Origin of the sequence: Leclercia sp. LTM14 (assembly GCF_023736175.1) — a bacterium.
Classification (GTDB): domain Bacteria; phylum Pseudomonadota; class Gammaproteobacteria; order Enterobacterales; family Enterobacteriaceae; genus Enterobacter; species Enterobacter barmai.
In genome coordinates, this window is record NZ_JAIKTT010000004.1 from 1 (window position 1) to 17,705 (window position 17,705).

Genomic DNA, 17,705 nt, shown 5'->3' on the forward strand with positions numbered 1-17,705 from the left:
TCCCACCTGACCCCATGCCGAACTCAGAAGTGAAACGCCGTAGCGCCGATGGTAGTGTGGGGCCTCCCCATGCGAGAGTAGGGAACTGCCAGGCATCAAATTTAGCGTGCTGATATGGCTCAGTTGGTAGAGCGCACCCTTGGTAAGGGTGAGGTCCCCAGTTCGACTCTGGGTATCAGCACCACTTTATACTTAGGTTAAAGTTCGGCAAAAAGTAAAAGAATTTGTCTGGCGGCTGTAGCGCGGTGGTCCCACCTGACCCCATGCCGAACTCAGAAGTGAAACGCCGTAGCGCCGATGGTAGTGTGGGGTCTCCCCATGCGAGAGTAGGGAACTGCCAGACATCAATTAAGTGAAAAGGCCATCCGCAAGGATGGCCTTTTTGCATTTCTGCGCCCTAAAAACGTAAAGCCCGGGGCGCATGCGCCACCGGGCCGGCCGGTATTAGTGAATAACCTGCGACAAAAATGCCCGCGTACGTTCTGATTTTGGATTGGAGAAAAACTCCTCCGGCGGGGCCTGCTCAACAATCTCTCCGCGATCCATAAAGATCACCCGGTCTGCAACGGTTCTGGCGAAACCCATCTCGTGCGTGACGCAGAGCATGGTCATTCCCGATTGCGCCAGCCCTATCATCGTATCCAGCACCTCTTTAACCATCTCAGGATCGAGCGCTGAGGTGGGTTCATCAAACAGCATGATTTTAGGTTTCATGCACAGAGAGCGGGCGATGGCCACGCGCTGCTGCTGTCCACCTGAAATCTGCCCCGGAAACTTGTGGGCATGTTCTGCAATGCGTACCCGCTCCAGGTAATGCATGGCGAGTGCTTCAGCCTCCTTTTTCGGCATCTTACGCACCCAAATGGGCGCCAGAGTGCAGTTCTGCAGCACGGTCAGATGGGGGAATAAATTGAAATGCTGGAACACCATACCCACTTCCTGGCGGACACGCTCAACGTTGCGAATATCGTCGTTCAGCTCGATACCATCCACCACAATCCGTCCCTGCTGATGCTCTTCCAGATGGTTGATACAGCGAATAGTTGTTGATTTACCCGACCCTGAAGGTCCACAAAGGACAATACGCTCGCCTTGTTGTACCTTCAGGTTAATGTCTTTCAGAACGTGAAATTGCCCGTACCACTTATTCACATTATCCAGCGTAATCATCGCGTCAGCGGGGGTCATAGTTATCTGGCTCATAGGTTCCTCAGTGCGGTGTACGCCCGGTGTTAAAGCGCTTTTCCAGATGCTGGCTGTAGCGCGACATGCTAAAACAGAAAATCCAGTAGATAAGTGCTGCAAAAACATAGCCTTCTGTCGACATGCCCAGCCAGGCAGGGTCGACGGTAGCCTGCTGCACGCTACTGAAAAGATCGAATAATCCGATGATGATCACCAGACTGGTGTCCTTGAACAGCGCAATGATGGTATTCACCAGGCCCGGGATCACCAGCTTCAGCGCCTGGGGCAGGATCACCAGTCCCTGCGTTTTCCAGTAACCCAGCGCCAGCGATTCGGCGGCTTCATACTGGCCCTTTGGCAGCGCCTGCAACCCGCCGCGCACGACCTCGGCAACATAGGCGGACTGGAACAGAATCACGCCGACCAAAGCACGGATCAGTTTGTCGATAGTGGTGCCTTCCGCCATAAACAGCGGCAGCATCACCGAAGACATAAACAGCACGGTGATAAGCGGAACGCCGCGCCAGAACTCGATGAAAATGACCGAGAGGACGCGCACGACCGGCATGGTTGACCGGCGTCCCAGCGCCAGCAAAATCCCTAACGGCAGTGCGCCGGCAATACCCACCGAAGCGATAATTAACGTCAGCGTCAGGCCGCCCCACTGGCGGGTTTCAACGCGATCCAGCCCCAGAATGCCGCCATATAACAGTCCCCAGACGATCAGGGGATAGATCACCGCCCAACAGGCGATGTAGCGTCCACGTTGCGGCAACCCCTTCCAGAACATGGGGACAATGGAGAGCAGTCCGACAAGCAGCGCGAGATTGATGCGCCAGCGCTGGTCGTGCGGGTAGAGCCCATACATAAACTGGCCGAAGCGCTGGTGAATAAAGACCCAGCAGGCCCCCTCTTTCGTGCAGTCGGCGCGGGTGGTTCCGACCCAGTTAGCCTGCAAAAATGCCCAGTTGATGAGCGGCGGGATGAGTTCCCACATCAGCCAGAAGCACAGCAAAGTCAGCAAGCTGTTGCTCCAGCTGGAAAACAGGTTTTTACGAGCCCATGTGATGGCGCGTCCGTTGCCGGTTGTGGCCGGACGCGCAGGGTGAGACAAGACGGCTTTTGTCATCATGGTTCCTTAGCGTTCAACCAGAGCGATGCGACGGTTATAGATATTCATCAACAGTGAAATGGTCAGGCTGATAATCAGGTAAACCGACATCGTAATGGCGATGGTTTCGATGGCCTGTCCGGTCTGGTTAAGAACGGTTCCGGCAAACAGCGAGACCATATCGGGATAGCCAATCGCAGCCGCGAGGGACGAGTTTTTCACGATATTGAGATACTGACTGGTCAGCGGCGGAATGATCACCCGCAGCGCCTGGGGAATGATTACCTGGCGCAGGGTGACCGGGTTCGGAAGCCCAAGCGAGCGTGCGGCCTCATGCTGACCATGCGGAACGGCCTGGATACCGGCGCGAATAATTTCTGCGATAAAGGCCGAGGTATAGATCGAGAGCGCCAGCGTCAGAGCAGCCAGCTCGGGGATCAATACCATGCCGCCGCGGAAGTTAAATCCTTTCAGCTGCGGAACATCCCAGTGTATCGCCGGGCCGAATACCGTATGTGCAATCCATGGCAGGATCACCAGCAAGGCCAGTGTGACAGGCCAGGTGCGCCGGAGCTGCCCGGTTTTAATCTGATGCATGCGGTTATAGCGAAACAGCGCAACCGACACCATGATCGTGCACGCCAGCGCGGCCAGCAATGCCAGCATTCCTTCGGCAATCTGCGGCGCCGGTATATAGAGGCCGCGGTTGCTTAAAAAGGCCAGATCGAAAGCATCTACTGCCTGACGCGGGCCAGGCAGGTTGCGCAGTACGGCAAAATACCAGAAGAAGATCTGCAGCAGCGGCGGGATGTTACGGAACGTCTCAATATAAAGTGTGGAGAGCTTACGCAGCAGCCAGTTATCAGAGAGACGCGCGAGCCCGAGGAAAAAGCCCAGCAGGGAAGCAAACACAATGCATAGCGCTGAGACCAGCAGGGTATTCATCAGGCCAACCAGGAATACGCGACCGTAGGTATCGCCTTCACTGTAATCAATAAGATGCTGAACAATGCCAAACCCTGCACTTCGGTCCAGGAAGGCAAAGCCCGACGTAATGCCGCGTGTGCTCAGGTTGGTAACAGTGTTGTGGAACAGGTAGATCGCGACGGCCAGAACAGCGAGAACAGCGAGGATCTGAAACAGCCAGGCGCGAACCGCAGGATTAGAAAAGGAGAGGGCTCCTTTCAGGGCTGAGCGGCGATGGGACATATAAAACCTCGGGTAACCATGACTCTGGACTGGGCACCGCGCTGGCAGTGCCCGTTACAGCAAGATGCTTAGCGTACTGGCGGTGCGTACTGAATGCCGCCATTGTTCCAGAGGTTGTTCTGACCACGGCTGATCTTCAGCGCGCTCTCAGAACCCACATTGCGCTCGAAGATTTCCGCGTAGTTACCCACTTTTTTAATGATGTTGTACGCCCACTTGTTATCCAGCTTCAGATCCTTGCCGTAGTCACCCTCTTTACCCAGCAGATGGGCCATATCCGGCGTGGTCGGATTGGCGGCTTTCTCATCGACGTTCTTCGAGTTAACGCCCATCTCTTCAGCATTGAGCATGGCGAACAGCGTCCAGCGAACCACCGAGTTCCATTCGTCATCACCGCGGCGGACCACCGGGCCCAGCGGCTCTTTGGAGATCACTTCTGGCAGCACAATCCATTCTGCCGGATTGCTCAGCTTGATCCGCAGCGCGTACAGCTGTGACTGATCCGACGCGAGAGTATCGCAGCGACCCGATTCCAGCGCTTTGGCGGATTCGTCAGATCTGTCGAAGGTCACCGGGGTATATTTCATGCTATTGGCTTTGAAATAATCGGCGACGTTCAGTTCAGTGTCAGTGCCAGCCTGAATACAAACCGTCGCACCATCCAGCTCTTTCGCACTTTTCAGGCCCGCTTTATTGTGTGTCAGGAAACCAATGCCGTCGTAATAGGTCACGCCGGTGAAGGACATGCCCATTCCGGTATCACGTGATGAAGTCCAGGTGGTATTACGTGAAAGCATATCCACTTCGCCGGATTGCAGGGCGGTAAAGCGCTCTTTGGCCGTCAGCGGGGTATATTTCACCTTCGTATCATCGCCAAATACCGCAGCAGCAACGCCACGACATACGTCGACATCAATACCGGAGAACTTACCGTTGGCGTCTGCGTAAGAGAAACCCGGCAGGCCGTCACTGATCCCGCACTGAACAAAACCTTTCTGCTTAACCGCATCCAGAGTCGCACCCGCCTGAGCCTGGCCGGAAATCGCAATAAGCACACCTGCAGCGGCGAGGCTGGCCATCATCATCTTTTTCATAATGCATCCTGTGTGGCGAAAAATTATCGTTATAGTGAGGCGTTTATAAACGCTTTAACCTGTCTGTGGCTGTGGCCGACGTTAATAAAGCAAACGTGATGCCAGTTTTTGCATTTAACGTAAGAATTGATTACGCAACGCGTAAAGCAGAGTGTAGACAGTGATAATTAAATCGAGCGCCCTGAAATGGTGCGAAATTACAACCTGCGCCACAAATCAGAGCAAAAGTCGGATGATGAAACACATTAATGACGTGATGATTTAGTGCGTGAATAGCGAAAGAAAATAATGCGGGAAAAAGATGTGAGCAGATTCAGATTTATTAATTAACCTAAATTTGAAAAGCAAAAGCGCGGCCGGAGCCGCGCTTTCTGGATTACTTGGATACGGCAATGATACCCAGTGTCAGGCCTGCAATGGCCGCTGCGCCACCTGCGATCGCCCCGGCGGTTTCCCAGTTATCCTGCGTGGTGCCCTTCATACAGGTATTGGTGTGAACCAGTCTGCCCTGATCGTCGTATACCGGTACGCACGGAGAATCATGCGCGCAACCAGCAAGCAACGCAGCAAGGAGTGCAACCGAAATGAATCTTTTCATGGTGTTACCTCAAAATGAAATCTAACTTTGCGATATAGTCAGGAACGTCTTCTGCAAAGCTGGTGGCTATTTTACCACCGCTGCAAATTCGCCATGTAGAGTGAATAATCTCAAATTATTTGGATTGTAAAAAATATGGAGAAATACCCAGCCTGACGCGTTAAAAATGGAGAGATTAGGGAGAGCGGAAGATTAAAAAGAAGACTCTTAAATCCATAAGCAAACAATTCATTGTGCCGCTAATTAATAAGTTAAATAAATAGGTAAGCCTAACTCTCTGTTTATTATCATAAGAAAAGGCGCCGAAGCGCCTTTATCTGTTACTGCTCATGATGACGCGTAAAGCGTCTTCGCACCACTACAAAGAAGACCGGCACAAAGAATATCGCCAGCAGGGTTGCCGAAAGCATGCCGCCCATCACCCCGGTACCGACGGCGTTTTGCGCGCCGCTGCCCGCCCCGTGGCTGATAACCAGCGGCAACACGCCAAGGATAAACGCCAGCGAGGTCATCAGGATGGGACGAAGACGCATACGTGACGCCTCCAGCGTGGCTTCAATAATGCTTTTGCCCTCCTTCTCCATCAGATCTTTGGCAAACTCGACAATCAGGATGGCGTTCTTCGCCGACAGGCCGATAGTGGTGAGCAGCCCCACCTGGAAATAGACATCATTATTCAGCCCACGCAGGGAAGCGGCCAGCAGAGCACCCACCACCCCCAGTGGCACTACCAGCATTACCGAGAACGGAATCGACCAGCTCTCATACAGCGCCGCCAGGCAGAGGAACACCACCACCAGCGAGATGGCATACAGGGCAGGCGCCTGGTTGCCGGAGAGCCGCTCCTGGTAAGACATGCCCGTCCAGTCATAGCCGATCCCGGTCGGCAGTTTCGCCGCCAGTTTTTCCATTAGCACCATGGCTTCACCGGTACTCTTCCCGGGTGCGGCTTCGCCGAGGATCTCCATCGAAGGGGAGCCGTTATAACGCTCCAGGCGCGGCGAGCCGTAGATCCAGTGCGACTGGCTGAACGCCGAGAGCGGCACCATTTGACCACTGGTGCTGCGAACATACAGGCGATTGATATCCTCCGGCAGCATCCTGAAGCGGGCATCCGCCTGGACATAGACCTTTTTCACCCGGCCACGGTCAATGTAGTCGTTCACATAAGTTCCACCCAGCGCGGTGGAGATGGTCTGGTTGATGTCCGCCACGCTGACGCCCAGCGCCTGCGCTTTCTCCTGATCGATATCCAGCTTGAACTGCGGGGTATCTTCCAGGCCATTGGGCCGCACGCGCACCAGCATATCGGGATGCTCTTTAATCATGCCCAGCAGTTGGTTTCGGGCCTGCGTCAGCTGGTTATGGCCAAGGTTGGCCTGGTCGATCAGTTCGAAATCGAAGCCCGTTGCGGTACCCAGCTCGATAATTGCGGGCAGGTTGAACGGGAAGACCAGCCCGTCTTTAATCTGGCTGAAGGCCCGTGTTGCCCGGCTGACGATAGCACCGACGCTGTTTTCGGCACCCGGGCGCTCCTCCCAGGGCTTAAGGCTGATAAACGCCACCCCGGCATTCTGGCCCTGGCCGCTGAAGCTAAAACCGTTAACGGTAAAGACCGACGCCACGTTGGCCTTCTCATTGTTGAGGTAGTAGTGCTCAACCTGATCCAGCACTTTTTGGGTGCGGGTTTGGGTGGCACCCGCCGGGAGCTGCACCATCGTCATAAACACGCCCTGATCCTCTTCCGGCAGGAACGAGGTAGGCAGACGCAGGAACAGCACCGCCATGCCGCCGACAATCAGGACATAGACCACCAGATAGCGACCGGTCTTGCGCAGAATATGGCTGACGCTATTGCTGTAATGCGCCACGCTCTTGTCGAACAGGGCGTTGAACCAGCCGAAGAAGCCGCCTTTGTTCTCATGATGCTCGCTGGGTGCCTTAAGCAGAGTGGCACACAGGGCGGGCGTCAGGATCAGCGCCACCAACACCGACAGCGCCATCGCCGAGACGATGGTCAGGGAGAACTGGCGATAGATCGCCCCGGTGGAACCGCCGAAAAAGGCCATCGGGATAAATACCGCCGACAGCACCATGGCGATCCCTACCAGCGCACCCTGAATCTGCGACATCGATTTTTGCGTCGCCTCTTTCGGCGGGAGCTTCTCCTCCACCATGACGCGCTCGACGTTCTCCACCACCACGATGGCATCATCCACCAGCAAGCCTATCGCCAGCACCATGCCAAACATGGTCAGGGTGTTTATTGAGAAGCCAAACGCCGCCAGCACCGCAAAAGTACCCAACAGCACCACCGGTACGGCAATGGTCGGGATCAGCGTGGCGCGCAGGTTTTGCAGGAACAGGTACATCACGAGGAAGACGAGGATGATGGCTTCAAACAGCGTCTTCACCACTTCATGAATGGAGATCTTCACAAACGGCGTGGTGTCATAGGGATAGACCACCTTCAGCCCCTGCGGGAAGAAGGTCTGCAGCTGCGCCAGCTTGGTTTTGATCGCCGCGGCGGTATCCAGCGCGTTGGCACCGGTGGCGAGCTTGATACCAAGCCCGGTCGCCGCCTGACCATTGATTTTGGTCACCATGTTGTAGTTTTCACCGCCGGGCGCAATGCGCGCGACATCTTTCAGATGCACCATCGACCCGTCCTGGTTGACCTTCAGGGTGATGTTGCCGAACTCTTCGGCGGTTTTCAGCCGCGTCTGGGCGATGATCGAGGCGTTGAGCTGCTGGCCCGGCACCGATGGCGTACCGCCAAGCTGACCGGCCGCAATCTGGTTGTTCTGGGTTTTTAACTGGTTAATCACGTCTACTGGCGTCAGCTGGTAGGCATTCAGCTTATTCGCATCCAGCCAGATACGCATCGCATACTGGGCGCCAAACAGCTGAACGTCGCCCACCCCGGAGGTGCGGCTGATCGCATCCTTGACGTTAGAGGCCACATAGTCAGAGATATCGTCCTGGCTCAGGTTTTTATTGTCCGAGACAAAACCGGCCACCAGCAGGAAGCTGCTGCTCGACTTCTCCACGCCAATCCCTTGCTGCTGCACTTCCTGCGGCAGTAAGGGCATCGCCAGCTGCAATTTGTTCTGCACCTGCACCTGGGCAATATCCGGGTCGGTGCCGGACTGGAAGGTAAGGGTGATGGTCACGCTGCCCGCAGAGTCGCTGGTGGAGGACATGTACATCAGGTTATCGATGCCGTTCATGTTCTGCTCGATAACCTGGGTGACCGTGTCCTGCACCGTCTGAGCATCCGCGCCGGGATAGGTGGCCGAAATAGCCACGGCAGGGGGCGCGATGGTGGGATACTGCGCCACCGGCAGCTTCAGGATCGCCAGCCCGCCCGCCATCATCAGGATGATGGCAAGCACCCACGCAAAGATCGGGCGCTGAATAAAGAAGTTAGCCATGCTCTGTTCCTTATCCCGCTTTCTGCGCGGCGGTGTCCGGCGTTGCCACTACCGCGACGCCAGGACGCACTTTTTGCAGCCCGCTGATAATCACCCGATCGCCTTCGTGTAAGCCGTCCGTGACCAGCCATTGATCGCCAATCGCCTGAGGGGCGACAACGTTACGGGCTTCGGCCTGGTTTTTAGCGTTCACCACCATCACGCTGGCCTCACCGCGTGGGGTGCGGGTAACGCCCTGCTGTGGAACCAGGATCGCGTGCGGCTGGGTACCTTCATTGATGCGCGCGCGGACAAACATGCCGGGCAGCAGGATGTGTTGCGGGTTGGGGAAAATCGCCCGCAGGGTAATTGAGCCGGTGCTCTCATCCACGGTGACATCTGAGAACTGCAGCGAGCCTTTCAGCGGGTACGGCTGACCATTCTCCATCAGCAACTGTACGCTGCTGGTGCCTTCGCCGGTCTGCAGGCTGGACTGCTTGAGGCGCATAAAATCGTTGCTGGACTGCGTGACATCGACATAAATCGGATCGAGCTGCTGGACCGTGGCCAGCGCCGTGGCCTGTCCGTTAGCGACCAGCGCCCCCTCGGTGACGCTGGATTTACCAATCCGCCCGCTGATGGGCGACGTCACTTTGGTGTAGGCCAGGTTGATGCGTGCAGTTTCGACCGCAGCCTGAGCCGCCATCACCGAGGCATCAGCCTGGCGGGCGTTAGCCACGGACTGGTCATATTCCTGCTTACTGACGTACTGCGTACCGACCAGGGGGACATAGCGTTTCACCGTCAGGTGGGCAATGCTGGCGGCGGCTTTGGCTTTGGCCAGCTCGCCCATAGCACTGTCATAGGCCGCCTGGTAGGTGGCCGGATCGATCTGATATAGCGACTCACCGGCTTTTACATCGCTGCCTTCCGTGAAGTTGCGCTTCAGCACAATGCCGCTGACCTGCGGGCGAACTTCGGCGACGCGGTAAGCGTCGGTCCGGCCTGGAAGCTCGGTGGTCACCGCCAGGGGGGCGCTTTTCACTACATGTACCATCACCTGCGGCGTCGGCGGCAGCTGTGCCTGTCCGGCATGATCGTCACAACCCACGAGCAATGCGGCACCGATGATAAAACCGGATAAAGGTAAAAACCTGAAATTAGGCGTCATGACTATTCCTTCAAAATCATCAATCCGCATTAACCCACAGAGTTAAGCGTTAAGGAGAGGTAAACGGAAAACGGCGGGCGCCATAATAAAGAATGGCCGGGCGAGTTTTTGATTTATAAGTGCTGAGAATGAAATGAGGATAAAAAAATTGGCGCGGAGTGAGAGTAAACAACGGTATAGCACGTCTGGCTATGTATCGTTGCCACTTTTGCTTTAGATGGGTTCATATGTTTTATGAATTAAATATAGAATAAACATCACGGTGATTTATAAATTAATTGAGTTAACTTTTTTTGTTCATCATTATTTTCCAGACTGATGGATAATTGGCCCTCTGACGGTCATCACCGTTGTTCTGTAAAAGTCATTAACCTGTTAAATGAGCGATTTTCTATGGCGCGCAAAACCAAGGCCGAGGCACAGAAGACACGTCAGTTACTGATTGAGGCTGCGATAGAACAGTTTGCCGCGCGGGGCGTTGCCAGCACCACGCTGACGGATATCGCCGATGCCGCCTGCCTGACGCGGGGGGCCGTTTACTGGCACTTCACCAGTAAAGCCGAAATATTCAACGCTATCTGGCAGGAGCAACGACCGCTGCGCGAGATAATTCATGTCCGGCTATCGCAGGTTGAACAAAGCGATCCGTTATTAATTTTGCGTGAGCAGTTTGTTACGGCTTTGCAATATATTGCCCGGGATCGACGCCAGCGAGCTTTATTGCAGATCCTCTATCACAAATGTGAATTTGACCGGGGGATGATTTTAGAGAGTCAAATTCGGGAAAGGATCGGTTTCAACTATGAAAACGTTCGTGAAATGTTGCAGCAATGCATTATTCTCGGTAGCGTCTCCGCAGAGATCAATATCGACACGACGTTAATTGTTTTTCATGGTTTTTTTCCGGGCTCATTAAAAACTGGTTAATGAACCCGGAAAGAGTGGATCTGTATCAGCAGGCCCCTGAGCTGGTGGACAATATCTTCTCAACGTTACCGGTTGCCCACCGACCACACAGGTTATACGACGCCGCATCGTAGCGGCATCGCGTTACATTTGCTGTGCCAGCATCGCCTGCGGATCGTGGCTCAGGGCGTTGATGGTCTGCGCCGAGACGGGTTTACCCAGCAGATAGCCCTGCAGCGTATTGCATCCGAGTTCGGTCAAAAAGTTCTGCTGCTCCTCGGTTTCCACCCCTTCGGCCACCACCTTCAGGTTGAGCGTCTTTGCCAACGCGACGATGGCAGACACGATAGTCGCATCATCACCCGCGCTGTTGAGATCTTTCACAAACGCCCGATCGATTTTCAGCTCGCAGGCGGGCAGCTTTTTCAGATACAGCAGGCTGGAATAGCCGGTGCCGAAATCATCGATTGAGGCTTTTACCCCGGCCTGGGTCAGTTCCGTCAGCACCCGGACGCTCTCATCAGGGTTGTTCATGGCCGTGGTTTCGGTCACTTCCAGAATCAGGGTATGCGGCGGAATAGCGTGCCGCGCCAGGCTGCCCATGACCGTGTCAACCAGCTGGGGCTGCTCAAACTGCAGCGTGGAGAGGTTCACCGCCATCGACCATTCGCTATGGCCTTCAAGATGCCAGGCGCGCAGCTGACGACAGGCCTCATCAATCACCCAGTTGCCGATAGGAATGATCAGCCCGCTCTTTTCCGCCATCGGCAGGAACTGATCGGGAGATAACAGACCCTGCGTAGGATGCTGCCAGCGCAGCAGGGCTTCAAAGCCGACAATGGGGCCAACCGGTGCCTGGAACTTGGGCTGATACACCAGATGCAGCTCCTTGCGCTCCAGCGCCAGCCACAGATCGTTCATCAGCTGCAGCTGATTTTGTGCCAGGGCATTCATCGACGGCTGGAAGAAGTGGTAGCCGTTACGCCCCATATGCTTGGTGTGATACATCGCCGCATCGGCGTTAAACATCAGCTCGCGCTGGTTTTTGCCATCGTGGGGATAGATGGCAATCCCTACGCTGAGGGTCACCACCAGATCGTACAGCTCAAGGCTGAAGGGCTGATCGATAACATGCACCAGCGAGCTGGCAAGCGATGCGGCATCGTTCGGCGCGTCGATCTCGGCGAGCAGCACAAACTCATCGCCACCAATGCGGGCGAGGGTGTACTGGCCCTTCAGCGGCTGTTCGAGACGCTCCGTGACCGCCACCAGCAGCTTGTCGCCCGTATCATGTCCGTAGGCATCGTTAACGGCTTTGAAGCCATCCAGATCCATAAACAGCAGGGCAAACAGTTTCCCTTCACGATCGGCTTTGTTGATCGCCTGATCGAGACGGTCCTCCAGCAGCACGCGGTTCGGCAAGCGGGTCAGCGTATCGTGCAGTGCCAGCTGTGCCAGCTCGCGGTTGGCTTCCGCCAGCGATGAGGCGAGCAGGGAGGTGCGGGCCTGCAGTCGGGCATCAAACATCGAGACCAGCAGCGTGATGCCCAGAATAGAGAGCGCGACGACGCTTACCAGCACCGCCAGCCAGCTGCCGTTCACCCCCTGATGATGCATGTGCACCTGCAACGGGAACTGGGCGGCCTTCATACCGGTATAGTGCATGCCGGCAATAGCAACGCCCATCAGCACGGCGGCGCCCGCACGCATCAGCGCCACCTGGGCGGCATCGCGACGCAGACGAAACGTCAGCCACAGGGCAGCCAGCGAGGCGAGCAGGGCGATAACCACCGACAGCGCAACCCAGCGCATGTGCCAGACGATAGCAGGCTCAACCTGTAATGCGGCCATGCCGGTGTAGTGCATCGCCACGATGCCCGCACCCAGAATCACCGCACCGGTAAACAAGCGCCGCCTGCGTAAATGGTCGCGGCTCACCAGCCAGAGGGCGAACAGAGAGGCGAAGATGGCAATCAGCATGGAGAGAGCGGTTATCAGCAGGTCGTAGTTCATCCGCATGGAGATATCCATCGCCAGCATGCCGATAAAGTGCATGGCCCAGATCCCGATCCCCATGGCGATACCGCCGCCCGTCAGCCAGACATGTGCCGCGACGCCGGTGCTGCCGGCAACCCGCCCTGCCATATTCAGCGCGGTATAGGATGCAAGGATCGCGACAACAAAGGAGATAACCACAAGAAGTTGGTCGTATTGGCTAACCAGCATGATCTCATCAACTCATACACAGTGGGGTATTACGTGATACCGGGTGAGACGGGCTGAGACATTATCATCCAATGGAGATGCCTCAAAGGGTTTTAAATCCGCACATTTTCGAGGAAAAACGGGTATTTAATCCAGATCTGAGCAATTGACCAGCTTGAGTGGATTCACCGAATTCATGTTGCGGCATTGGTCAGTTTCCGTAGACATCAACTCAATCCACTGCATTAACAGCGCATCGAAAAGGAAAACGCTAATCGCGAAGACGACTAACCACCAATACTTACGGATCATTCGGAATTTCCGGGAACAATTGACAAGAGTGCAGGAAATATACACGAAAATTAGCGGCTGAGAAGTGGGCAGACGGATGTTTACGTTTCGCTTTGAAACGGCGTCACGGGGGTTAAAAAATGGGGGAAAGCGGGGCATAAAAAAGGCGCGTCCCCATGCCGAGTAGCGCCTTTTTATACAAGCATTTAGCTAATCGAAATTAGTTCATGCCGTACTTTTTCAGTTTCTTACGCAGCGTACCACGGTTGATGCCCATCATCAGAGCAGCACGGGTCTGGTTACCACGGGTGTATTGCATCACCATGTCCAACAGGGGCTGTTCAACTTCAGCCAGTACCAGCTCATACAGGTCGTTGACGTCCTGACCATTCAGTTGAGCAAAATAGTTCTTCAGTGCCTGTTTAACCGAGTCACGCAGGGGCTTTTGAGTTACCTGGTCCTGAGAGTTAACGGTGGAAACGGTCAGTACGTCAGAATTTACGCGTTGTTCGAACATAGTTCTGTCAGCTCTTTATTTCATTACGCAAGATTTTCGAAGTATGCCTCCAACGCCTCCAGCTGTTCGCTGGCATCCTCTATGGCGTTGAATGTGCGCCGAAACTGGTCATCCGGAGCGTGTTCCTGGAGATACCAGGATACGTGTTTACGCGCGATTCGGTACCCTTTAGCCTGACCATAAAAGTCGTGCAGTTCCCGAATATGTGCGCATAGCAAGTGCTTAACCTCTGCCAGAGGCAGCGGGGCAAGCAGCTCCCCAGTGTCCAGATAATGCTGGATTTCCCGAAAGATCCAGGGTCTTCCCTGAGCCGCACGTCCTATCATCAGAGCATCAGCCCCTGTATAGTCGAGCACAGCTCTGGCTTTAAGCGGGTCAGTAATGTCGCCATTCGCGATAATCGGAATGGAAACTTTCTGCTTAACTGCCCGAATGCTGTCGTATTCAGCTTCGCCGTTGAACAAACAGGCGCGTGTGCGTCCATGTATGGTCAGGGCCTGAATGCCACAGTCTTCGGCCAGTTGGGCAATCTCTACACAGTTACGGTGATCCGGCGACCAACCCGTGCGAATCTTTAACGTAACAGGAACGTCCACTGCGCTGACAACCGCCGTCAGGATTGACTTCACCTGGTCGGGGTATTGCAGAAGGGCTGAACCTGCAAGCTTGCGATTCACTTTTTTGGCCGGGCAACCATATTGATATCAATAATCTGGGCGCCACTCTCCACGTTGATACGCGCGGCATCTGCCATCTCTTCAGGCACGCTCCCGGCGATTTGCACGGTGCGGATACCTGGTTCGTCAATATGCACCATCCGAAGACGGGATTTATCGCTTTCCCAAACCTGCGGGTTAGACGACATCATCTCTGAAACGGTTAGTCCTGCTCCCATCTCATAGCACAGCGTCCTGAATGGTCGGTCGGTAATACCTGCCATAGGTGCTGCGATCAGGCGATTTCTGAGCTGGTGGTTTCCGATGCGCATGAGTTAAGAAATGACCATACTGTGACTGCAAGGCGGCGTATCTTACGCATTTTTTGCACGAGATGAAAGGCCAAACTTTGAACAATCCCCTGTTACAGATCATGGAATCAGGGACAAAGCACAACAGCCAAAATTATATGCGATATAAATCATTCACTTAAATGTGAGTGGCGATTTTATGGCCGCTTACAATTTCCTAAAACTTCTCGTTTTTTCTTAATTAATGAAACCTAAAGCCGAATAATCTGCTGTTTTTAACAGCAGATTTCCCCGGTTCTTTGCGATCTGCGTCTCATTTTAGAACATGATCTTCATCTATGGGTTGCCTGGTCTTTAACCATAGGAGCGGTTTAAAAAACAGGCAAACGAATAACTCTCTATTTTTTACGACCGGTTATGCGGCACCACTCTTCTTTCTCCACCACCGGATCGAGAGTGAACAGATCGGCGTACGCCTCGCATACGCCCTCAGCCTGGCTGGCGAGAATACCGGAAAGGCCCAACAGACCGCCCTCAACGGGCAGCACGCTGATTAACGGCGCCAGTTCACGTAATGGACCGGCCAGAATGTTTGCGACCACCACGTCGGCTTTCATGGCCTGTGGCTGGTCATTCGGTAGATAAAGTTCAAGACGATCGGAGACGCCGTTACGTTCGGCGTTGTCGCGGCTGGCCTGAATCGCCTGCGGATCGATGTCGATCCCGATGGCTTTTGCCGCACCCAGCTTAAGGGCGGCGATGGCGAGAATACCGGAGCCACAGCCAAAATCGATCACCGTTTTACCGTCCAGATCCAGACCATCCAGCCACTGCAGACACAGAGAGGTCGTCGGGTGCGTGCCGGTGCCAAACGCGAGGCCCGGATCGAGCATGACGTTTACCGCATTTTCATCCGGCACGTCGCGCCAGCTCGGGCAGATCCACAGACGCTTGCCGAACTGCATCGGGTGGAAATTATCCATCCACTCGCGTTCCCAGTCTTTGTCTTCCAGCTGCTCGATCTTGTGCGCAAAGCCTGCGCCCAGCAGCGGATGATTTTCCAGAATCATGACCACGTCGGCCATATCGGTCTCAGCATCAAACAGCCCGATGACGTCGGTATCGCCCCACAGGCGCGTTTCACCCGGCAGCGGTTCAAACACCGGCGTGTCATGCGTGTCCTGGAAGGTGATTGAGACCGCACCAGCCTCCATCAGCGCATCGCTCATCTCTTCGGCGTTAGCGCCGGTCGTATTCAGTTTCAGTTGGATCCACGGCATGGCAAAACTCTTTATTTATCAGTAGAAATGACGGCGGTCTGCGGAGCGGGTTGACCGAAACGGTTCCCCACCACAAACGCCAGCAAACTTAGCAGTAACGAAGGCACAATCGGATGGAAGCCCAGGTACTGGATCTTAAAGGAGGCGAGCACGGCATACAGCACGCCACCGACGATCATTGCGCTCAGCGCACCGGCAGCATTGGCGCGCTCCCAGTACAGCCCCAGCACCAGCGGCCAGAGGAATACGGCTTCCAGGCCGCCAAACGCCAGCAGGTTCAGCCAGATGATCATCTCTGGCGGTCTCCACGCGGCCAGCAGCAGCAACGCGCCCAGAATCAGGGTGATTGCAGCGGACATCCGCTTCAGGCGGCGCTCGTTGTTCATCTGCTCCGGGTGCATGTTCAGGTAGAGATCTTTAATGATCGTAGCGGAACTTTGCAGCAGTTGAGCATTAATTGTCGACATGATCGCCGCCATTGGCGCGGCAAGGAAGATCCCGGCAGCAAAGGGGGGCAGCACTTTTACCATCAGGGTCGGAATGACCAGATCCGGCACGGTCAGGTCCGGGATCACCGCCCGGCCCAGAGCGCCGGCAAGGTGCATACCGAACATCAGGATCGCCACCACGATGGTGCCAATGATAATCCCTCGATGCACCGCTTTACTGTCTTTATAGGAGATGCAGCGCACGGCGGTATGCGGTAAGCCAATCACCCCGAAGCAGACCAGCACCCAGAAGGAGGTCATAAAGGTCGGGGACAGAATGTCGTCCGCGCCCTGCGGTGAAACCAGTTTCGGGTCGATAGTCTGCAGCGTTTCTACCGCGTGGGTTAACCCGCCCGCCGCATGGACCACGCCCACCAGCAGCACGATGGTGCCAATCAGCATCACCATGCCCTGCATGGTGTCGTTGAGCACGCTGGCGCGGAAGCCGCCAAAGGCAGTGTACAGCGCGATACTGATACCAAAAATCAGCAGGCCCGTTTCATAGGGAATACCGGCTGCGGTTTCAAGCAGACGTGCGCCGCCGATGAACTGCACGGTCATGGCGCCCACGAAGGCCACCAGCAGGCTCAGGCTGGCAAGCCAGACCAGCAGGCGGCTCTGATAGCGGGCAAACAGCATGTCGTTGAGGGTCAAGGCATTGTAGCGACGCGCCAGGATAGCGAATTTTTTCCCCAGAATGCCGAGCGAAAGCCAGATGGCGGGCAGCTGGATCATCGCCAGCAGCACCCAGCCCAGGCCATATTTATAGGCCGCACCCGGGCCGCCAATAAAGGAACTCGCGCTGATATAGGTGGCGGTCAGGGTCATCGCCAGCACAATGCCGCCCATCGAGCGGCTGCCGAGGAAATACTCGTTCAGGAAGGTGCCGGTGGTACGTTTGCGCATGGCGTACACGGAGAGGCCAAAAACGATAAACAGATACGCGACGAGGGGCAGGATCACTTCAAGCTGCATTATCGTCATCCTCCAGCGGAATATCGCGATAGATGAATTTCACCATCGCCCAGCAGAGCACAATAAACACCAGCGGGATCAGCAGGCAGGCCATCTCAAACCAGTGAGGGAGACCGGTGATACCAATTGCAGAACCAGGTAAGTAAGCGCCCACTAACCATGCGGCGAGATAAAGAAGGGTTAACCACAGCGCCCATCGCGCTTCTTTATGGGCCTGAACAAAACGTTTGTCCATTTTTTGTCCCTTGTGGAAAAAGAAAGCGGGGATTGTACCTTATGGGGCTTCGCAACCCCC

At 55.2% G+C, this 17,705-nt stretch carries 13 protein-coding genes, 1 tRNA gene, 2 rRNA genes and 2 pseudogenes; 4 read left to right on the forward strand and 14 right to left on the reverse strand.

The window, feature by feature from the left end:
- The 3 genes from rrf (K5I40_RS10775) to rrf (K5I40_RS10785) all read left to right on the forward strand — a co-directional run.
- Positions 1-94 (forward strand): 5S ribosomal RNA (gene rrf / locus K5I40_RS10775); the annotation flags it as partial.
- Between the two features lie 14 nt (positions 95-108).
- Positions 109-184, forward strand: a tRNA-Thr gene (locus K5I40_RS10780).
- A 43-nt stretch (positions 185-227) separates the two neighbouring features.
- Positions 228-343, forward strand: a 5S ribosomal RNA gene (gene rrf / locus K5I40_RS10785).
- 101 nt (positions 344-444) lie between these two features.
- Here the strand turns inward: rrf (K5I40_RS10785) and K5I40_RS10790 are convergent.
- The 7 genes from K5I40_RS10790 to K5I40_RS10820 all read right to left on the reverse strand — a co-directional run bounded on the left by K5I40_RS10790 (position 445) and on the right by K5I40_RS10820 (position 9,781).
- Positions 445-1,203, reverse strand: a complete 759-nt coding sequence (locus K5I40_RS10790; RefSeq protein WP_138370334.1) for an amino acid ABC transporter ATP-binding protein — start codon at positions 1,201-1,203, stop codon at positions 445-447.
- A 7-nt stretch (positions 1,204-1,210) separates the two neighbouring features.
- Complete coding sequence (locus K5I40_RS10795; protein WP_039030660.1) at positions 1,211-2,314, reverse strand: amino acid ABC transporter permease; 1,104 nt, start codon at positions 2,312-2,314, stop codon at positions 1,211-1,213.
- Between the two features lie 9 nt (positions 2,315-2,323).
- Positions 2,324-3,505, reverse strand: coding sequence for an amino acid ABC transporter permease (locus K5I40_RS10800; RefSeq protein ID WP_039030659.1), 1,182 nt, complete (start codon positions 3,503-3,505; stop codon positions 2,324-2,326).
- A gap of 68 nt (positions 3,506-3,573) precedes the next feature.
- Positions 3,574-4,599, reverse strand: a complete 1,026-nt coding sequence (locus K5I40_RS10805) for an amino acid ABC transporter substrate-binding protein (RefSeq protein WP_223074529.1) — start codon at positions 4,597-4,599, stop codon at positions 3,574-3,576.
- 376 nt (positions 4,600-4,975) lie between these two features.
- Positions 4,976-5,197 (reverse strand): lipoprotein, encoded by a 222-nt coding sequence (locus tag K5I40_RS10810; protein WP_039030657.1) that lies wholly within the window; start codon positions 5,195-5,197, stop codon positions 4,976-4,978.
- 320 nt (positions 5,198-5,517) lie between these two features.
- On the reverse strand, positions 5,518-8,631 hold the full coding sequence (locus K5I40_RS10815; protein ID WP_039030656.1) for an efflux RND transporter permease subunit: 3,114 nt from the start codon (positions 8,629-8,631) through the stop codon (positions 5,518-5,520).
- Between the two features lie 10 nt (positions 8,632-8,641).
- On the reverse strand, positions 8,642-9,781 hold the full coding sequence (locus K5I40_RS10820; protein WP_039030655.1) for an efflux RND transporter periplasmic adaptor subunit: 1,140 nt from the start codon (positions 9,779-9,781) through the stop codon (positions 8,642-8,644).
- Between the two features lie 393 nt (positions 9,782-10,174).
- Between K5I40_RS10820 and envR the strand changes: the two are divergent.
- Positions 10,175-10,821, forward strand: a pseudogene (gene envR / locus K5I40_RS10825) (acrEF/envCD operon transcriptional regulator).
- A 10-nt stretch (positions 10,822-10,831) separates the two neighbouring features.
- Here the strand turns inward: envR and K5I40_RS10830 are convergent.
- The 7 genes and pseudogenes from K5I40_RS10830 to K5I40_RS10860 all read right to left on the reverse strand — a co-directional run bounded on the left by K5I40_RS10830 (position 10,832) and on the right by K5I40_RS10860 (position 17,645).
- On the reverse strand, positions 10,832-12,913 hold the full coding sequence (locus K5I40_RS10830) for a bifunctional diguanylate cyclase/phosphodiesterase (RefSeq protein WP_223074530.1): 2,082 nt from the start codon (positions 12,911-12,913) through the stop codon (positions 10,832-10,834).
- A gap of 126 nt (positions 12,914-13,039) precedes the next feature.
- Entirely contained in the window at positions 13,040-13,204 is a 165-nt protein-coding gene (locus tag K5I40_RS10835; RefSeq protein WP_039030652.1) for a DUF2556 family protein, read from the reverse strand.
- Between the two features lie 199 nt (positions 13,205-13,403).
- Positions 13,404-13,700, reverse strand: coding sequence for a DNA-binding transcriptional regulator Fis (gene fis / locus K5I40_RS10840; protein WP_000462905.1), 297 nt, complete (start codon positions 13,698-13,700; stop codon positions 13,404-13,406).
- A 23-nt stretch (positions 13,701-13,723) separates the two neighbouring features.
- Positions 13,724-14,688, reverse strand: a pseudogene (gene dusB / locus K5I40_RS10845) (tRNA dihydrouridine synthase DusB).
- A gap of 377 nt (positions 14,689-15,065) precedes the next feature.
- Positions 15,066-15,947: a 50S ribosomal protein L11 methyltransferase gene (prmA, locus tag K5I40_RS10850; protein ID WP_138370330.1), complete on the reverse strand. Its 882-nt coding sequence runs from the start codon at positions 15,945-15,947 to the stop codon at positions 15,066-15,068.
- Positions 15,948-15,958: 11 nt separating this feature from the next.
- Positions 15,959-17,410, reverse strand: a complete 1,452-nt coding sequence (panF, locus tag K5I40_RS10855) for a sodium/pantothenate symporter (RefSeq protein WP_223074531.1) — start codon at positions 17,408-17,410, stop codon at positions 15,959-15,961.
- Positions 17,400-17,645 carry a YhdT family protein gene (locus K5I40_RS10860; protein WP_039030648.1) on the reverse strand — a complete coding sequence of 82 codons (246 nt, stop codon included), beginning with the start codon at positions 17,643-17,645 and terminating at the stop codon, positions 17,400-17,402. The genes panF and K5I40_RS10860 overlap by 11 nt, the downstream gene beginning before the upstream one ends.
- Positions 17,646-17,705: the final 60 nt, after the last annotated feature.

Excerpts from the sequence above, each read along its gene's own strand:
- K5I40_RS10790 (WP_138370334.1), bottom strand. The coding sequence starts at position 1,203 with ATGAGCCAGATAACTATGACCCCCGCTGACGCGATGATTACGCTGGAT.
- K5I40_RS10795 (WP_039030660.1), bottom strand. The coding sequence starts at position 2,314 with ATGACAAAAGCCGTCTTGTCTCACCCTGCGCGTCCGGCCACAACCGGC.
- K5I40_RS10800 (WP_039030659.1), bottom strand. The coding sequence starts at position 3,505 with ATGTCCCATCGCCGCTCAGCCCTGAAAGGAGCCCTCTCCTTTTCTAAT.
- K5I40_RS10805 (WP_223074529.1), bottom strand. The coding sequence starts at position 4,599 with ATGAAAAAGATGATGATGGCCAGCCTCGCCGCTGCAGGTGTGCTTATT.
- K5I40_RS10810 (WP_039030657.1), bottom strand. The coding sequence starts at position 5,197 with ATGAAAAGATTCATTTCGGTTGCACTCCTTGCTGCGTTGCTTGCTGGT.
- K5I40_RS10815 (WP_039030656.1), bottom strand. The coding sequence starts at position 8,631 with ATGGCTAACTTCTTTATTCAGCGCCCGATCTTTGCGTGGGTGCTTGCC.
- K5I40_RS10820 (WP_039030655.1), bottom strand. The coding sequence starts at position 9,781 with ATGACGCCTAATTTCAGGTTTTTACCTTTATCCGGTTTTATCATCGGT.
- K5I40_RS10830 (WP_223074530.1), bottom strand. The coding sequence starts at position 12,913 with ATGCTGGTTAGCCAATACGACCAACTTCTTGTGGTTATCTCCTTTGTT.
- K5I40_RS10835 (WP_039030652.1), bottom strand. The coding sequence starts at position 13,204 with ATGATCCGTAAGTATTGGTGGTTAGTCGTCTTCGCGATTAGCGTTTTC.
- fis (WP_000462905.1), bottom strand. The coding sequence starts at position 13,700 with ATGTTCGAACAACGCGTAAATTCTGACGTACTGACCGTTTCCACCGTT.
- prmA (WP_138370330.1), bottom strand. The coding sequence starts at position 15,947 with ATGCCGTGGATCCAACTGAAACTGAATACGACCGGCGCTAACGCCGAA.
- panF (WP_223074531.1), bottom strand. The coding sequence starts at position 17,410 with ATGCAGCTTGAAGTGATCCTGCCCCTCGTCGCGTATCTGTTTATCGTT.
- K5I40_RS10860 (WP_039030648.1), bottom strand. The coding sequence starts at position 17,645 with ATGGACAAACGTTTTGTTCAGGCCCATAAAGAAGCGCGATGGGCGCTG.